Here is a 16630-nt window from a genome sequence, read left to right as displayed (position 1 = left end):
TAAAATTTTTATACATCATTTGGAAGATTACTCCCTTGAATTTACTTTTCCAAAGCCTGCTCTATATCAGCTATTAAGTCTCTGACATCTTCTATACCAACAGACATTCTGATAAGGTCAGGTGATACTCCTGCAGCTTTCAATTCATCATCATTCATCTGTCTATGTGTTGTAGATGCAGGATGAAGTACACAGGTTCTTGCATCCGCCACATGAGTAACGATTGCAATAAGCTCCAAAGAGTCCATAAACTTAACTGCCGCTTCTCTGCCTCCTGCTATTCCGAATGATATAACACCACATGATCCGTTTGGAAGATATTTTCTAGCCAACTCATGCTGACTGTCATTTTCAAGCCCTGAGAATGATACCCATGATATCTTAGGATGTTTTTCAAGGTGCTTTGCAATAGCGAGTGCATTCTCAAAATGTCTCGGCATTCTTAAATGCAATGTTTCAAGTCCAACTCCAAGATAGAATGAGTTTTGAGGTGAAGGAATCGCTCCGAGGTCACGCATAAGATTTGTTGTCATCTTTGTAATGTATGCCCCTTTACCGAAGCTTTCTGTATACACTATTCCATGGTAAGTTTCATCAGGTGTTGTAAGCCCTTTATATTTATCTTTATACTTAGTCCAATCAAAGTTTCCTGAGTCCACCACAACACCGCCAAGTGCATTGGCAGTACCGTTCATATACTTTGATGTTGAATGTGTTACGATATCAACGCCCCATTCAAAAGGTCTGCAAAAAATAGGTGTAGGGAATGTATTGTCAACTATAAGCGGTACACCATGTTCATGTGCAGCTTTTGCAAACTTTTCAATATCTAAAATTCTTAGTGCCGGATTTGCTATGGTCTCACCAAATACAAGTTTTGTATTCGGCTTAAATTTTGTAGCAAGTTCCTCCGCTGAAATATCAGGATCCACAAATGTAGACTCGATACCCATATTTTTCATTGTATTGGCTATAAGATTATATGTTCCTCCGTATATTGCTGAAGAAGCTATAACATGATCCCCGGCACCTGCTATATTAAGTATCGCATAAAAGTTTGCCGCCTGTCCTGATGATGTAAGTATTGCCGCTACACCGCCCTCAAGTTGACAAATCTTTCTTGCCACGGCATCATTTGTAGGATTTGCAAGTCTTGAATAAAAATATCCTGTATCCTTTAAGTCAAACAGATCTCCCATCTGCTGTGAAGACTCATATTTAAAGGTTGTAGATTGAACTATCGGAACCACTCTGGGTTCTCCATTTTTAGGCTCATAACCGCCCTGTACACAGATTGTATTTATATTGTATTTTGACATTATTTTATTCTCCTTTTTATACACATATTTCGTAGTATTTTATGCAGGTACGCATCCCTTACTCCGTACAAAAATGAGTATACTTTATTATCACAATAATATCAAATATAATGTTTCTATCTGTGTACAATATTCAATATTTTAATGCAAGTACAAGAGCTCAAATTTATAATACTTGTTTTATTCTTTGTTTTTACTTATAGATATATTATCAATAACCGTTTCCCCACCTGCCTGCAATACACCGCTAAATGCACTTATCAATTCATCCCTCTTTTCCTTTGGAAGTTTTGCCAAGCTCTTTATAATTATTCCTGCATTCTTAAATAAGTTTACTCCAAAATCTTTAAACGTATTCGCTTCCGTCTCTTCAATAAGGGCAAACACTGTAGTAACCAAAGACTCTCTTGTTTCATCATCTGTTTTTTCAAGCCATGATCCCAATGATATTCTTACAAAATTGCTTAATCCGTCAAGTTCCGATTCGACAAATTTATCTCTCATTACCTCCCATGTCATAGCATCATGCTGGAAAATACCGTTTGCGCTGCTTCTTACAACTCTTTGCTTGCCGTTATTTGAAAGTAATTGTCCTATTATGGAGGTTTGCGGAACTATACTGTATATTTTATTAACAATCTGCTTATATTCCTCTGTATTAATGATCTCCTCCCTAAATCCCGGGCCGTCATTATTATATATTTTAGTAATGCGCTTCTTTACTTCATCATTACAAAAAGCTGCCGCATACATTGCAAAATTTCCACCTTTTGAATGTCCGCCAAGCATAAAATCACCTTTAATCAGCTTTGATATATCATTTAAATAATAAAGTGCTTCCTTTGCTCCTTCTGTTTCGGACATACAACTCATCATAAAATCTTCTTTCCAGCCTGTTATAGTGCTGTCAGTTCCACGAAAAGCTATATAATTTGTTCCGTTAGGTAGAAAGAATGTAACAGCCGAAAATTGCTTGACCTTTTCTTTATCAAAAATATCTCTGTGATATCCAATCCGTGTTTCTCTAAATCGCTCCCCCTCTACCATCTGTTCAAGTAAAAGAGGTGCCCTCTCTGTAAATTGTCCTTTCTCTCTTATTTCATCCAAGGAATGTTTCTCACAAAATGTCTTCAGTACTTCTTCAATACCGTATATACCTTCATTATCCGGAAACAACTCATCAAAATCCATATAAGATATATATGACAGTATTACATTATCTATATCATTAAAAGGTGATACCGATAAGCTTATATCATTTCTCCATTTTAAATAGTCCAATAATTCCATACTTATATTATCCTCTTTGATTATATGATTAAACTTTTATTTTATATAATACCATGATACAACTTATTGTTATTATTTACAAATAAGAGTGGGTTAAAATCAACCCACTCTTACATTTAAAAGATTTAAAATTATACAATCAAGCCTCAACTCCCCGGACTTCAATTTGTGTAAGTGCCGGGAACGGAGATTCTCCCTCCGCCTTTATAAGATTTTCAAGCACAAGGCTTTTTATTTTTCTTTCCTTTATCAAAAAACACTGTGGCTTTTCGGATTTCTCAAGTTTTAGAGTTTCACTGCTGCCGTCATCAAAATTAATATCTGCACTTACCCAGTAATTATCATGAGGATAATCCGCTCTAAGTGTAAGTCTTATTTCATTTACAAGTACTTCTCTTCCAAAATCTAAGGTAAGAGCTGCTTTTGGATCTCTGTTAATACCCCAACTCTGATAAGGATATTTACCATGAGAGGAGTTTGCATACATTCCGTCTATAGCATTTCTTGCCGCAAATACCGCCTCGCCTCTGGTTTCCACATTGGCAGAAGCATGAGGATAAAATGTATTATTCTCATGCTGGTCATAAACATTTAATGCAAGGTTTTTTACTTTACTTATCTCCTCATCGGTGGCATATCTTGCCTCAATATAATGTATCATTCCTGTAAAGCTTTTCGGTGAATAATTCGGTCTGTTATTTGCAGGAGGAATGAAAAATTCAATACTTCTACCGGGAATATAGATAAACGCCTCTCTCATACTGTCCTCAAAACGTACGACACAATACCTTCCGGCTTTATCCGTATCAAGTACTATTCTGTCTCCATCCATGTATTCACCGCAATACACAAGCTCCGCTTTATTATCTCCCTCAAAGCCGCAGGCTCTTTCTATCTCTCCCCTACCTACTATTTTAAGTTTAATCATATCTGCTCCTATTAAAGTACAAAAGTTGCTGCTACTACCAATACATTTTCCAATCAGGTCTTGAAAGTCTTGTAAGAGCCTCCATAAAGAAATAATCTCCCCAAATTACACACTCGTCTACTCCGCTGTTTTTACAGGTATTATAAGGTGTTTTCTTTGCATATGTTCCATGTAAAAGCTGTCCGTTTGATATACTCTTATCTTTAACCTGATAGTTATTTATAAGAGAATACATAATTTTCTTTGCAACTGAAGTATAGTAAGCTTTGCTTTCTTCATCCAGATATTTACTCATTTCCAAAAATCCGCATACTGCAATCGCTCCTGAAGAAGAGTCTCTTGGCTGTTCATTTTCATCACCGTCACCGAAACTTAAATCCCAATACGGACAAAGATCTTTCGGCAGATGCTTTAAAAAATACTTTGATACTCTTTCAAAATATTTTATATATTCCTTATCTCCCGTATTCTTATAGGCAATGGCGGTTCCATAAATTCCCCATGCCTGTCCTCTGGCCCATGCGCTGGCATCCTTATACCCCTGACAGGTAGCACCATGAGAAAATTCTCCGGTATCGGGATCAAAGAATATCGTATGCCAGGTAGAATCATCATCTCTTATTATATGCTTCATTGTAGTTAGGATATGGTTTTTAGCTATCTTCGCATAATGCTCATCACTTGTCACTTCACTTGCCCAGTAGAGTAACGGAACATTTAACATGCAGTCTATGATAAGTCTGGCATTATCTCTTGCCCACATTTCTCCCCACGCCTGTATATACTTACCTTCAGGACGATACCTGCTGCAAAGCTGATCTGCCGCCTTTATTGCCGCCTCCTTTGCATTTTCATAGGAAATCAGGCTGTAAGCCGCCACACAGGACGGTATATAAAGAAATCCCATATCATGATGGTCTATATAATGTCTTATATTTATTCTCTCCAAAAAAGAATCTACCTGTTTTTTCCCTGCTGTTTCAAAAATTTTTTTATCCTTCTCAGTTTTGGCATTTTCATATGAAAGCCATACTTCACCTGTCCAAAATCCGCTTGTCCAGTCGGTATTAATACCCGGTGTATAAAAATTTCCCTCACTGTTTGCAGCCGGAAAATGCTCTTCAAATGCAGGTAAATTGTTCTTCACCTGTTCCATACACATATCCAGAGCCTCATTAATCATACTGTCTGTGGCTTCCGGGTATTTTTCCAATAAATTAATATCAATCCATTTATCCACTTAATTAATCTCCTTTAAATACTACCATTTGAGTACTGTCATATATTCGGGATTTTTATGTAATTCGGCAACCATAGTTTGTCCGAGTCCATATACTCCTCTTATACCGTTTAAGTCACTATGATTTCCGACATCATTTTTAATAAGAACTACCCCGTATTTTTCTTCATTTCTTGTAATCACATATCCTTGGGCTGTATCATTTGAAAGCATAAGTTCATAGGCAAAATTGTATACATCTTCTTTTACGATCTCTATTTTTTTATTTTCCACGCTTTTTACAATCACTGTAGTTAAAAAGTATGAACCTCTTGTATTTACTTTAAGAGCAGCGGTTTCTTCTATTTGATTATAATGTCTTGAAAGTGGAGAAGTAGTAATTTCAGGTAATACTTCACCTCTTTCATCAAAGCACATTAATGTAAATTCACACTTTTCCCCTTGCCCTATTATCACATTATTTTCTGCTTTTAAACTGATATTATTTCCGAATGCAAAATGCTGTGATAAGTCATTTTCTTTATTTCCTATAATTTCATCGCTTATAATAATGATATCGGATGTCGGTGCTACAATACGCCTTCTAAGAAGCACATTCAAGTCCATATATCCGCAGTGAAAGCCTTCAAATAACAGATGGTTTTCCTTAAAAACAAAAGTATTTCCCATGGAAGGAGGTAAACTTTTATAAATCCACGAATCCTTGCACTCTGCATATTCACTGTTATTTATAATGGGTACGTTGTGAACCTTACTACCCTTAAGTCTGTATCTTTCCTCTACGTCTTTATATGTAAAACGTCCGCTGTCCCTAAGGATTGCCTCACCGTCAAACCAAAGTTCCATATGAAGTTTATCCTGATGTCCATGCCCTCCACCAAGGCTTGTATTTCTAAAATAAATAAAGTCCGAATTCTCATTATAGGAGTCTCTCCATATTGCTTCACCGCTTTCTTTGGCTGTAATAAGCCCTCCGGAGAGTCTTTTAGTTTCTAATTTTTCATAGGATAATGTTCCCTCAGTACCAAAAAGCCATACACTTTCAAAGTCAAGCTCCTTATAGCCTGCAAATTTAAGTGAACTGTCTTTAAACAATAATGCCGCCCTACTTAGTAGATCTCTTACATCGGTATCATCTGAATCTCCGGTCAAGATTTGATGATGATTTGGATAAGTATGTTGTAAAGTAGCAAAGGCCATATTTTTTATAATATTTTTTTCATCTTCTGAAAAAAATTCATCATTATAAAGCTTAGCCACTCTTAAAACTTCAAAATATGCATCCAATACTTCATTATGATACATTGGAGATGCTTCCCATTGCATTCCGTCATCATGTATCTGTGTATGAAGCGCCATCTTTAGAAAATAAATTGCTTTCTTTTTATAATCATCGTTTTTGAGCACATGAGAAAGTACATATAAACCTGCATATTCCATAACTCCCCAGTTACTTTTTATGGAAAAACCCTCTTTAGGATTTGTGGCCAAATGATTTGCATGTATGGATAATGCAAAGAAAAACTTTTCTTTTATTTCATCCGTAATAAGAGGATGAGATGTGAAAAAGGACATTGCCCTTACCCAGTAATCTGCACGAAGACCTGTTTCAAGAGTTCTCCAAACTTTTGGGTCGGTATTTTCAATATCGATATTTTCATTTATCCAATCAAGCAGCTGATTTAGAAAAGTTTTTACATATATATCATTTTGTTTAATCCAAAACGCCTGGCCCAGACATATCCAATACCTGTGTCTGTTTAATTGAAAAAGAAATTCTTCATCTTCATTAAAGGAGTAATTCCACTTTATTTTTTCGCCAAAATTTACCGGTTCATTTGTAGCTTCCATATCCCAAGGTAATCTGAAAAGAAATGTATTCTCTGTAAGTTCATCTGCGGTTTGAAGAACAATATCCCTCATATCTTTGCAGTTACTGTTACAAAAATCCGCAATTTTTTTATACTCATCTTTTTTTAATGCAAAATGTTCTTTAAAATCATCCCACAACAAATCTATATTATTCATAGTTCACTGTTCCAGTTTTTATAAAAACCGTCATTTTGACGCTTCAGCCATTTAATAACTTCTTCTTCCAGGTTTCCTGCCGGCTGTTTATTTTCTTCCAATTCTAAATCAATAGTTGTTTTTTGAAGCGGATCATTTTGTATATCATAAAGATATCTTCTAGGATTAGAGATAACATCATAACCAAGTTCCATAACATAGGTATATTTTCTTGTTCTAACTCCACGCCATCCATACTCGGCAGGATTCTTACCCGCTTTTTTAAATTTTTCCACAAAATCCGCTCTGCCGGGGCATGCCATAATAAAGCTTACCCTATCCTCATTCTCATCACCTTTAATAAATTTGGCACAGTCCTCGCCTTCAACTGTTTCCGGTATATCGCAACCTAAAAGTCCCAAAACCGTAGGCATCATATCCTGACTTCCCATACAGGTAGAACATCTCTTATTATTGTTTCCCGGTACATGTACTACAAAAGGAATTTTTATTGATTCCTCGTACCAGACATGCTTGCCCATCAGTCCATGTGAGCCCATCATATCCCCATGATCCGCCGACAAGATTACAAGAGTATCTTCGTACAGATTATTTTCTTTCAGATAGTCAATCAATCTTCCAAACTGCTTGTCAAGACCGCTTATAGCAGCATAATACTGCTTTGTAGTAAGCCTTAATTCTTCTTCACTCATTGCGGCATTTTCACCGGTATGATGATGAATATTTTCAAAGATAACATTTCCCTTTAACTCCACATCATCGTACAGTTTTAAGTATTCATCCGGAACTTCACTGTATACACTATGTGGAGGATTCCAAGATATATACATGGCAAAAGGTTTTGATTTGTCTCTTATTTTTGACAGATATTCTATCGCCTTATCAGTTTCATGCTCAGGTGACCATTTGTTTACCTTAATCATCTCATCACTGTCATGCCAATAATGTGGTGATAAATGCATGTCATAAGTACCGTATGAATACCAATAATCAAACCCATGCCTTCTTACTCCCGGAGGAGTATATGCGTCCCAATCTCTTGCACCTGACTTTGGAAATTCACAGATATTTTGCTCAGGTTCATCTAAATGCCATTTCCCTATATATGCGGTTTCATAACCGGCTTTTTTCAGTACCTGACCTACACAAATCTCTTCATCTTTTAATCTTAAAGATAATCCCTTCTTACAGTTTGTAAAAAATCCCGATGACAGCGGATATTTTCCGGTCATAAGACTGGCTCTATGAGGAGAGCAAACCGGAAAAGTGCTGAAAGTATGGTCGCAATAGGTTGACTCTTTGCAAAAATTATCCATATTCGGAGTTTTAACCGGATCTTCCTTTGCATATCCCATCGCTCCGGCTCTCCATTGATCTGCAAAAACAAACAATAAATTCATATTGCTATCCTTCCTATCCCTTCACGCCTCCGGTTATTCCACCGATAATCTTCTTTGAAAGTCCGATGTAGAGTATAAATGTCGGAATAAATACAATTATTACGGAAGCAAATAAGCCTGACCAGTCACCGCTGTATTTCATTCCGTTTATCATTGAGAATAATCCAAGTGCTACCGGTCTTAGTTTCTCTGAATTTACAAATAAAAGTGAAAGGAAATATTCATTCCATATAGCTATGAAATTAAAAATTGTTACCGTTACAACTCCACCCTGAGCCAGTGGGAACACAATCATCCAAAAAGCTTTTATAGGATGACATCCGTCTATAGCCGCCGCCTCTTCATAGGCACTTGAAATATTGGCAAAGTATGCCATAAGAAATGTAGTTGTATAAGGTACCTTTATAGCTACAAACAAAACTATAAGTACAATTCTGTTTGAAAAAGCATTACCAAGTAAACCTGCTCCTGCCACCAATGTATACAAAGGTATTATTACCATTATAAGAGGAACACCCATAGTTCCCGCCAGTGCGGAGGTAAGAAATTTTCTTCCCTTGAATTCAAATCTTTGCAAAACATAGGCATATGGAGCACATACAAGAATAATAAATACACAGGATAAAACCGCATAAATGAGCGAGTTTACAAAAAATACGGAAACATTTGATGATACCCATGCTTTAACATAGTTCTCAAAATGAAGTCCTGTTTTAAATCCTAAAATATCTCCTGAAAATATATCTGCAGTAGTAGACAAACTTGCAGCCACTACCCAACCTAAAAGCACCGCAGTAAAAGCAACCCAAAGTATCAGTATTATATATCCGGGTAACAGTTTAATCTCTTTTGACAAGTTAAAAGGTGCGGATTTTTCTTTGTTTTTCAGCATTTTCATAATCTAACCTTTCATAAAATGTTAATTAAAATTCCAAATCATCATCTTTAAGAACTCTATTGGCAACTCTAAATATAATTATTACCAAAGCGCAAAGAATTATACCTATTGCCGCACCTGCACCTGCATCACGAGAAATCATATCGGCAGTTTCAGCTCCGAATACTTTTGTATACATATAAACCATAGGAACTACTGTTGATGTATCTGCAGTTAAAGGTGAGAAAAGCTGTGACCATATAAAGAAGCCTGCAATACTTATTGACCACATAATAATATTTGTTCTTAAAATTCCTCTTAAAAGAGGCAGTGTTATATGAAAAAACTGTTGGACCTTATTTGCACCGTCTATACCTGATGCTTCATAGTATTCCTTACTTATTCTTTCAATACCGCTAATCCATATAAGCATATGATGTCCTATCATTCCGAAGCAGTAAGAAAATAAAAGTGCATAGAATTTATGCTCTGCATCCAGCCACTGTATTTTTGCCAAGCTCTCCAAACCGATCATTCTAAAAAATGTTGTAAAAAATCCATAGGAGGAATTAAAAGCATATTGAATCCACATTGTAGCCATAGCTACCGCACTGATTACATTCGGCAAATATATTGCCGCCTGAAAAAATCCCTTTCCTCTTATCCCGCTTGTCAAAATGATAGCTATCAATAAAGAGATTGAAAGTGTAACTATACCTCCGATTGTCCATATCTTTGCTATATTGATAAGCGACTGTATAAACAGTGGAGCATTAAACAGATCTACGTAATTTCCTAAGCCTCTAAATTCCCATTTATTTATCGGATCCGTAATTTCCACTATCTTAAAAAAGCTCATAATTACGGTTCTTATTATCGGGTAAATAAATACTCCAAGAAACAATATTGTTCCGGGAATAGTAAATGCCCAAATCATACTTTTATTGCGTTTCATAAATATTTTCCCTTCTGAAACAGGCAAGAGCCCGGCTTTTAGCTTATTATCTTAAATTCATCAACTGTTTAAAAAGGCAGGTCAAATAACGACCTCGTTACCCACCTGCCCTCTTTCGTTCATTTAGAATTTATTTTCCTGCCGCCTTTTTCATATTTTCAACAAATTCAGCACCTGTAATCTTACCTGAGTAAAGCTTAATTAAGTTCTCCTTTAATGCCGGTGTGATCTCCGGATTGCTTTCCGCACCACCCATGATCTCTGTGCAGTTATCAAAGTATGGCTTTACATCAGCCAACTGCTCAGGCCATGAAGGATTCTGTGAATCTGCCGGAAGGCTTATACTCTCTTTAGCGAGCTTCTCGTCATATTCGCCTCTTGTCATCTTCTCAATAAATCCGAATGCAGCTTCTTTATTCTTACATACTGAAGTAATAGCAAAGCTCTGTCCACCAATCATCATAGCTTCTGTGCCGTTAATTCCGTTATTAACTTCAGGATATCCGAAAAATCCCCATTCAAAATCAGGTCCTGTAATATTTTTAACTTCATTCACAACATATGTTCCTACAGCATACATTGCAACCTTACCTGTAGCAAATTCAGTATTCTGTCCTGTAGGGAATACATTTGAAGCCACAAGTTCTGAGAAATAACCCTTTGAGGCAAGCTCTGCCAAGTCATTAGCTGTTTGTAAAACTTCAGGTCTGTCCCACTCATTGTTGTTAATTGTTTCCTTTAAGCCTTCACTTCCTACAAGTCTTCCAAGATGCATACCGAAAGCCTGTGGTACATATGCATCATCGGTTGTAATCGGAGTTATTCCGGCATCTTTAAGCTTTTGACATACTGCAAGGAACTCATCCCAGTTTGTAGGTACCTTCTCAATACCTGCCTCTTTGAACAGCTTTTTATTGTAAAAATAAGCGTTTGCCTTGAACTGATATGGAATCTCTTTAAGCACACCTTCATTATAGCTTCTGAAAAGCTTCATCATTGTAGGGTTTGAACGTGACTCATAATCACTTTCTTTAACCAGATCCTCAAGACTTATAATACGATCACCATAATTGCTCTTATTTCCCTGTCCGTCAAAGAAGTCAACCTGCTGTTTTGCATCAAGTGCCGGAATCAAACCTTCTTTAATTCCCTTACGTCCTTTAAACTCTACCTCAATTTCTACACCGGTTTCTTTTTCATAAGCTTTTATGGCCTCGGCAATAACAATTCCCTGCGGCTCTGTAGCTTCCCAGTTTGACCAGTATACGAGCTTAACTCCGCTGTAATCAGGTCCTTTAGCTTCACCATCCTTTGACTCACCGCTTGTGCCCTCGCTTGATGCTTGAGCTGCTGTAGTACTTTCCTTGGCTGAATTGTTACCACAACCTGCCAGTACCGACATAATCATTGCGCCGGAAATTACTGCAACTCCAACCTTTTGTAAAAACTTTCTCTTCATATAATCCTCCTTGAGTATGTATATTCACATATTTTATTAAACTGTATTCCCCTTCGGAAAACAGCAAATATAGTTCTAAAAAAATCAATCCGTACAGAGATCCGCATTATTTTCAAGAGCGATATCAATTCTGCATGGTATAACATCAGGTACAGACATGTTTTTTATTAAGCAATCTACCATAATCTTAAAGGCCATATAGCCCTTATCATAAGGATTTTGGTCTATAACCGCCGACATTCTCTTCTGCTTTAGAAATTCTAAAGTTTCTTCATTTAAGTCGGTACCGATTATAGGTACTTTTTTATTCTTACCATGTTTTTCAAGTGCTTCAACAAACGCCCTGTTATCATGAGAGGTAAGTGCATATATAAGACATATATCACTGTACTTATCAAGCGCCTCACAGGCATTTTTATAAAGTTCGCCTCTATGATCCATATTTCTTGTATATCCTGTTACAAGTTCTATTATCAACTCCGGTTTATTTTCTTTTATATAATTACAAAAGCTTTCCAAACGTCCCTCATGAATCTTTGAATCTTTACGTCCACAGGAAACAAGTATTCTTCCGTTACCTTGAGTAATAAGCCCTGCAAGCTCGGCTGCCACTTTACCCACCTGTATTTCTCTTGGCGGAATGCTGATAAGACCTTCAGGAATTTCGATGTGATCGTCTATAACAAGCACTCTCATATCCTTTGCCAACATCCTTTGAAACTGCATGAGTACCTCAGATGCTCTTGTAAAAGAAATTGTAATAACGCCGCCATATTCATCTGGTCCCTTATCGGCAATCTCTTTTAACTGCGCAAGTTGCTCTTCTTCGTTATCACATACAAAAGGACTTATTTCTATATTCAGTCCTTTAAGCTCCTGTGCACCTTTGTTAATGCCAAGCCATAAATAATCAAAATAAATCTTTTTCTCCCATTTGTCCTTTGGAAGCACTACAGCAACTTTACTTGTTTTTCTCTTTATTGAGGCTGCAGCATAATTTTCTACATACCCCATTTCTTCTGCTGTTTCCAAAATCTTAGAACGAAGTTCGTTGCTTATCCCTTCTTTTCCTCTAAGTGCTCTGTGAACCGAAACAGCCGATATACCCAATTCTTTTGATATATCCTTTATGGTTACCTTTTCTGAAGCTTTTTTCATAAATAATCTTTCTCCAATCTTTTAAAATCAAAGCCGGATGCTAAGTTAAATTATCGTTTGCGTAACCGTTTACTTATGTGGTAAGTATATACCCAAATCGCTTTATTGTCAATATTTTTATTTATATTGTATAAAATGATTTTTACTTTAAAATATGCCTAATTTGCATCCGGAATATAGTCATATTTATCTTAAACTATCGGATATTCCAAGTATTTTATCATAATGGGCATCAAAAAATATCTTATATGCTTCACAGAAATAATTACTGTATAATCCTGTATCAGGATTTAAATCTCTATTGCGCTGACATCCGCCTCTGCATACCTTGTAATATTTACAATCTTTGCAAGCATTATCCAACTTAAATGACTTTTCTATAAAGCCGATTTCCGACCTCTTTTTATTGATATCATCCATATTGTTTTCATTGAAATTTCCAAGACAATATTCATCCATAGCATAAAAATCACATGGATAAACACTTCCGTCAGCTTCCACTACTGTCTGAATACCACATACTCCACGTTGCTCACAGGATTCCGCCATATATCCTCCTGCGAGATTTATATAATTTATAAACTGCCTGTTGTATGGATCTTTTCCATTTTTATAATCTTTGTACCACAGATCAAATAAATCAATTAAAAACTTTCCATAAACTTTTGGTGTTAAGGAATAAAGCTTAGCTCCACGCACTTCATTTATCGGATCAAGACATGCTATGTACTGTTGGTACTTCCATCCCTGCTTATTATAAAATCTGTATATATCTGAAATATTCTTTGCCACCTTAGATGTAACAACGGTAAGAATATTATAATCCACCTTATGCTTATCAAGCAGTTTTGCCGAATTTATTATTCTGTCAAAAGTATTGTCTCCGTTTTTTGAATGTCTATAAGAATCGTGTATTTCTTTTGTACCGTCTACCGACAATCCTATTAAAAAATTGTTTTCCTTAAAAAAAGAACACCATTCATCCGTCAGTATAAAACCATTGGTTTGAACGGCGTTACTTACTTCTATATTATTTTTATTGTACTGTTTTTGGTAAGCCAATGCTTTTTTGAAAAAATCAATACCACATAAGGTCGGCTCACCTCCCTGGAAAGCATAATGTATACTCCCCTCCGCCCTAAGCATTGTTTTTCTGATTGTATTTTTCAAAGTCTTCTCAGACATAAATCCATAGGAATGTTGCAAACGCTTACTTGCCTCATCATGGTAAAAACAATATTCACAAGACATATTGCAAAGACCTGATGCAGGCTTAATTAAAACAGTTATCGGGGGCATGTGGTCTCCTTTTTGTTGGTATAAATTTTAGTTCAAAAGCTTTTTTCTTATAATACTATTATAATAATTATTTCTCCACCACAACATAACTTCCGGTTTTATAATGTACATTTGATTTATCATATCTAAAACCCTCATCCTTAAAAGCATTCAATAGAGTATGCATAAAAAATCCATGTGTTATGACTATAGCATCCTCTCCATCCCTACAAAGTATATTTACAAAATTTTTTGCACGTTTTTTAGTATTAAATATGCCTTCACTCTGCCTTTTAATATTAAAAAGCCACTGAATCCGTCCTGCAAAGTTCCAAAACCACAGAGGTAATTTAATTTTTGAATCAAAAGCGGACCTTAAAGTCACTTCATCTATCAACTCAGTTTGTCTAAGGTGGGTTTGTCCGAATATACTTATAGCAGTCTCTCTACTTCTTGATAATGTACTTATATAAATATTTTTATGATTAAAATACGGGAAATCTTGCTCAGTGTATTCGACAAAAGAGCTATCGTATTCTTTGCAGGCTTTATCAAATTCGTCTGAGGTATACCATTTTTTCCATATATATTTTACTCTTGAATGTCGCATAATAATTACTTTCATGATACCTCCCGAATAAGTTATATCAATTTCGACCGCTCCACATTGTTTTTATGATAAAATTATGATAAAACAACGATATAAGGAGGTGGCATTATGATTAATATTCGCCCCGTGTCCAATCTCAGAAATAATATTGAACAATACTCTGCAATCATAGACGACATCGAGCATAAACTGAATGAAGCAGATGAGGTCGCAAATAAATCCGACGTCCGTTATTCCGCTTCCAAGGTCTTTGGAAAAGTTAGAAGCAGGATAAATGAGCGTAAAAAAGAATAACCTGTTTTTTGGAGAGAGTGATCATTTGGCAAGCGCCTCATACACCTCGCGGTTCTTTTCAATGAGACGCCTTGACAGCGCAAGAATATCTTCATCAGATGCAGTCTGTTCTCTCAGTACCTGATTATACTCAATCAAAAGGTACCGCGGAGAATTGTTTTTTAGAATCACAATTGAGCCTTTCTCATCGACCATTCGAGCTACACGAGAAAAGTTCCGGTTTGCTTCCCTGATGGAAACTGAATTCTCAGTATTCACGTTCATTAATAGAACCTCCTGTCTATTTGATAATTTTATTAGGTGATTGTGAAACACCAAAAGCCTTATAAATACGACACTTTTTTGTTACTGAATATAAAAATCTCCTCTAGACTTGTGATATAATGGAGTTACAACAAACATAAATCACATCCCTAAAGAAGACATTACCATGATATCACAAAAACAACTCTCTTTGGCAGATATTTTTGAAGATTGTAAAAATATTTTTGAATCTGACAAACCTCAGTTTCTTACTCTGCTCAAAAATCACATTGACCTTGATGAAATTATTCCGTTTTCTTTTTACAATCATTATTATGCAGCCACAGGTAGAAATCGAAAATATCCTTTGACTGCTATGCTTTGGGCTTTGATCATTCAACGCCTGTTTTCTATTCCTACTGATTCTCTTTTACCGGTCTTCCGTCATTATTCCGGACATCTTAGAGAATTCTGCGGTTTTACCAAAGTTCCTGATGCCTCTAAAATAACTCGTTTTAAACAGTTTTTTTTATTAGACTTACAATCTGTTTTTAATAAGCTTGTTGATATAATTGAACCGATATGCCAAGCTATTGATAGCAACCTTGCTTCTATGCTTTTGTTTGACACTTCAGGAATTGAAGCTTATGTAACCGAAAATAATCCTAAATATGCCAACCGCATTATCAAGCAACTCAAATCCTATGCAAAATCTATGAATTTTGATAGTTCTTATGACCCTTATAAGGTAGCATACGCTTCTATGCCCACATCAACTTTATCAAACCATGAGGTTAAACAGCAGTACATTAGCGGACATTTCTGCTACGCTTACAAGTTCGGTATTATTACCAATGGACTTGGAATTGTTCGTTCCATTTATTTCTATAATAAGGATTATCTTGCTTCCCATCCTGACATTGTAGTTGAAAAGAAAGCAAAGTCCCCGGATGAAGACAAATCGCTTGCTGATTCCAAAGCTTTACTTCCTACCTTAAAGGACTTTAAAACAAGACATCCAGGTATTAAACCATCTATATTCCTTGGTGATGCAGCCTTTGATACCATTGAAATTTACAAATCACTTTTTAAAGATTTCAATTTCCAAAAAGCATTTATTCCTTTAAAAGTTAAGCTCTCAATGGATAATCTTAAATATACATTCAATTAAAATGGTATTCCTTGTTGCCCCCATGATTCTTCGCTTCCAATGAAACATGAAGGAAGTAAATCCCATTTAAGGTGCAAGCTGTCTCCAGTGAAGTTCGTTTGTCCAAAAATGAAATGGGAATACAACCGACAAGACAAGTCCAAACGGCGTGTCTGTCGTTGTGACAATCCTTGTACAACTTCTTCCTGCGGTAGAATGATTTATGTTTATCCCGAAAAGAATCTCAGAGCCTATCCCGGAGTAGGACAAGGTTCTAAAGAATGGGATGAAATATATAAGATCAGGGCAAATGTTGAAAATCAATCACTTTAAGGACAGTTTCTGCATTGCCAAACTGAAAACAACAAATGAAAAAACAGTGCATTCCGATTTACTGCTAG

General features: G+C 36.0%; 14 protein-coding genes and 1 pseudogene. 2 read left to right on the top strand and 13 right to left on the bottom strand.

The genetic code is table 11. The features are described from left to right. Positions 1 to 41: 41 nt before the first annotated feature. The 12 genes from HMPREF1495_RS02260 to HMPREF1495_RS02205 all read right to left on the bottom strand — a co-directional run bounded on the left by HMPREF1495_RS02260 (position 42) and on the right by HMPREF1495_RS02205 (position 14557). Positions 42 to 1319, bottom strand: coding sequence for an O-acetylhomoserine aminocarboxypropyltransferase/cysteine synthase family protein (locus tag HMPREF1495_RS02260; RefSeq protein WP_034211692.1), 1278 nt, complete (start codon positions 1317 to 1319; stop codon positions 42 to 44). Between the two features lie 180 nt (positions 1320 to 1499). After that, entirely contained in the window at positions 1500 to 2609 is a 1110-nt protein-coding gene (locus tag HMPREF1495_RS02255) for an Mbeg1-like protein (RefSeq protein ID WP_034211690.1), read from the bottom strand. 139 nt (positions 2610 to 2748) lie between these two features. After that, positions 2749 to 3537: a carbohydrate-binding protein gene (locus HMPREF1495_RS02250; protein WP_034211688.1), complete on the bottom strand. Its 789-nt coding sequence runs from the start codon at positions 3535 to 3537 to the stop codon at positions 2749 to 2751. A gap of 34 nt (positions 3538 to 3571) precedes the next feature. Beyond that, positions 3572 to 4777, bottom strand: coding sequence for a glycoside hydrolase family 88 protein (locus HMPREF1495_RS02245; protein WP_034211686.1), 1206 nt, complete (start codon positions 4775 to 4777; stop codon positions 3572 to 3574). A 21-nt stretch (positions 4778 to 4798) separates the two neighbouring features. Then, positions 4799 to 6805, bottom strand: coding sequence for a heparinase II/III family protein (locus HMPREF1495_RS02240; RefSeq protein WP_034211684.1), 2007 nt, complete (start codon positions 6803 to 6805; stop codon positions 4799 to 4801). Then, entirely contained in the window at positions 6802 to 8205 is a 1404-nt protein-coding gene (locus HMPREF1495_RS02235; protein ID WP_034211682.1) for a sulfatase family protein, read from the bottom strand. Before HMPREF1495_RS02235 ends, HMPREF1495_RS02240 begins: the two co-directional genes overlap by 4 nt. Positions 8206 to 8218: 13 nt before the next feature. After that, positions 8219 to 9103, bottom strand: coding sequence for a carbohydrate ABC transporter permease (locus tag HMPREF1495_RS02230; RefSeq protein ID WP_007591442.1), 885 nt, complete (start codon positions 9101 to 9103; stop codon positions 8219 to 8221). Positions 9104 to 9128: 25 nt separating this feature from the next. Then, positions 9129 to 10037 (bottom strand): carbohydrate ABC transporter permease, encoded by a 909-nt coding sequence (locus HMPREF1495_RS02225; protein WP_009662680.1) that lies wholly within the window; start codon positions 10035 to 10037, stop codon positions 9129 to 9131. Between the two features lie 130 nt (positions 10038 to 10167). Continuing rightward, a complete protein-coding gene (locus HMPREF1495_RS02220; RefSeq protein WP_034211677.1) occupies positions 10168 to 11496 on the bottom strand; it encodes an ABC transporter substrate-binding protein in 1329 nt (442 codons plus the stop codon). Positions 11497 to 11580: 84 nt separating this feature from the next. After that, on the bottom strand, positions 11581 to 12654 hold the full coding sequence (locus HMPREF1495_RS02215; RefSeq protein WP_034211675.1) for a LacI family DNA-binding transcriptional regulator: 1074 nt from the start codon (positions 12652 to 12654) through the stop codon (positions 11581 to 11583). Positions 12655 to 12840: 186 nt separating this feature from the next. Continuing rightward, entirely contained in the window at positions 12841 to 13953 is a 1113-nt protein-coding gene (locus HMPREF1495_RS02210; RefSeq protein WP_034211674.1) for an anaerobic sulfatase maturase, read from the bottom strand. 67 nt (positions 13954 to 14020) lie between these two features. Continuing rightward, positions 14021 to 14557 (bottom strand): histidine phosphatase family protein, encoded by a 537-nt coding sequence (locus tag HMPREF1495_RS02205; protein WP_034211673.1) that lies wholly within the window; start codon positions 14555 to 14557, stop codon positions 14021 to 14023. 93 nt (positions 14558 to 14650) lie between these two features. Here HMPREF1495_RS02205 and HMPREF1495_RS02200 point away from each other — a divergent pair, with 93 nt between their 5' ends. Further along, positions 14651 to 14836 carry a hypothetical protein gene (locus HMPREF1495_RS02200; RefSeq protein WP_051402797.1) on the top strand — a complete coding sequence of 62 codons (186 nt, stop codon included), beginning with the start codon at positions 14651 to 14653 and terminating at the stop codon, positions 14834 to 14836. A gap of 21 nt (positions 14837 to 14857) precedes the next feature. Here HMPREF1495_RS02200 and HMPREF1495_RS02195 read toward each other — a convergent pair whose 3' ends face one another. Then, positions 14858 to 15100 carry a type II toxin-antitoxin system Phd/YefM family antitoxin gene (locus HMPREF1495_RS02195; RefSeq protein ID WP_034211672.1) on the bottom strand — a complete coding sequence of 81 codons (243 nt, stop codon included), beginning with the start codon at positions 15098 to 15100 and terminating at the stop codon, positions 14858 to 14860. 166 nt (positions 15101 to 15266) lie between these two features. On the opposite strand from HMPREF1495_RS02195, the pseudogene HMPREF1495_RS02190 reads away from it, so the two are divergent. Further along, positions 15267 to 16630, top strand: a pseudogene (locus tag HMPREF1495_RS02190) (transposase); the annotation flags it as partial.

This window comes from Lachnoanaerobaculum sp. MSX33 (assembly GCF_000512995.1).
GTDB lineage: Bacteria > Bacillota > Clostridia > Lachnospirales > Lachnospiraceae > Lachnoanaerobaculum.
Note: the sequence above shows the minus strand (reverse complement) of the source record. Positions and strands in the feature narration are given on the sequence as shown.

Bases quoted from the DNA above. Each gene is read 5' to 3' on its own strand.
- HMPREF1495_RS02220 (WP_034211677.1), bottom strand. From the start codon at position 11,496: ATGAAGAGAAAGTTTTTACAAAAGGTTGGAGTTGCAGTAATTTCCGGC.
- HMPREF1495_RS02205 (WP_034211673.1), bottom strand. From the start codon at position 14,557: ATGAAAGTAATTATTATGCGACATTCAAGAGTAAAATATATATGGAAA.
- HMPREF1495_RS02240 (WP_034211684.1), bottom strand. From the start codon at position 6,805: ATGAATAATATAGATTTGTTGTGGGATGATTTTAAAGAACATTTTGCA.
- HMPREF1495_RS02255 (WP_034211690.1), bottom strand. From the start codon at position 2,609: ATGGAATTATTGGACTATTTAAAATGGAGAAATGATATAAGCTTATCG.
- HMPREF1495_RS02225 (WP_009662680.1), bottom strand. From the start codon at position 10,037: ATGAAACGCAATAAAAGTATGATTTGGGCATTTACTATTCCCGGAACA.
- HMPREF1495_RS02195 (WP_034211672.1), bottom strand. From the start codon at position 15,100: ATGAACGTGAATACTGAGAATTCAGTTTCCATCAGGGAAGCAAACCGG.
- HMPREF1495_RS02260 (WP_034211692.1), bottom strand. From the start codon at position 1,319: ATGTCAAAATACAATATAAATACAATCTGTGTACAGGGCGGTTATGAG.
- HMPREF1495_RS02235 (WP_034211682.1), bottom strand. From the start codon at position 8,205: ATGAATTTATTGTTTGTTTTTGCAGATCAATGGAGAGCCGGAGCGATG.
- HMPREF1495_RS02215 (WP_034211675.1), bottom strand. From the start codon at position 12,654: ATGAAAAAAGCTTCAGAAAAGGTAACCATAAAGGATATATCAAAAGAA.
- HMPREF1495_RS02210 (WP_034211674.1), bottom strand. From the start codon at position 13,953: ATGCCCCCGATAACTGTTTTAATTAAGCCTGCATCAGGTCTTTGCAAT.
- HMPREF1495_RS02230 (WP_007591442.1), bottom strand. From the start codon at position 9,103: ATGAAAATGCTGAAAAACAAAGAAAAATCCGCACCTTTTAACTTGTCA.
- HMPREF1495_RS02200 (WP_051402797.1), top strand. From the start codon at position 14,651: ATGATTAATATTCGCCCCGTGTCCAATCTCAGAAATAATATTGAACAA.
- HMPREF1495_RS02250 (WP_034211688.1), bottom strand. From the start codon at position 3,537: ATGATTAAACTTAAAATAGTAGGTAGGGGAGAGATAGAAAGAGCCTGC.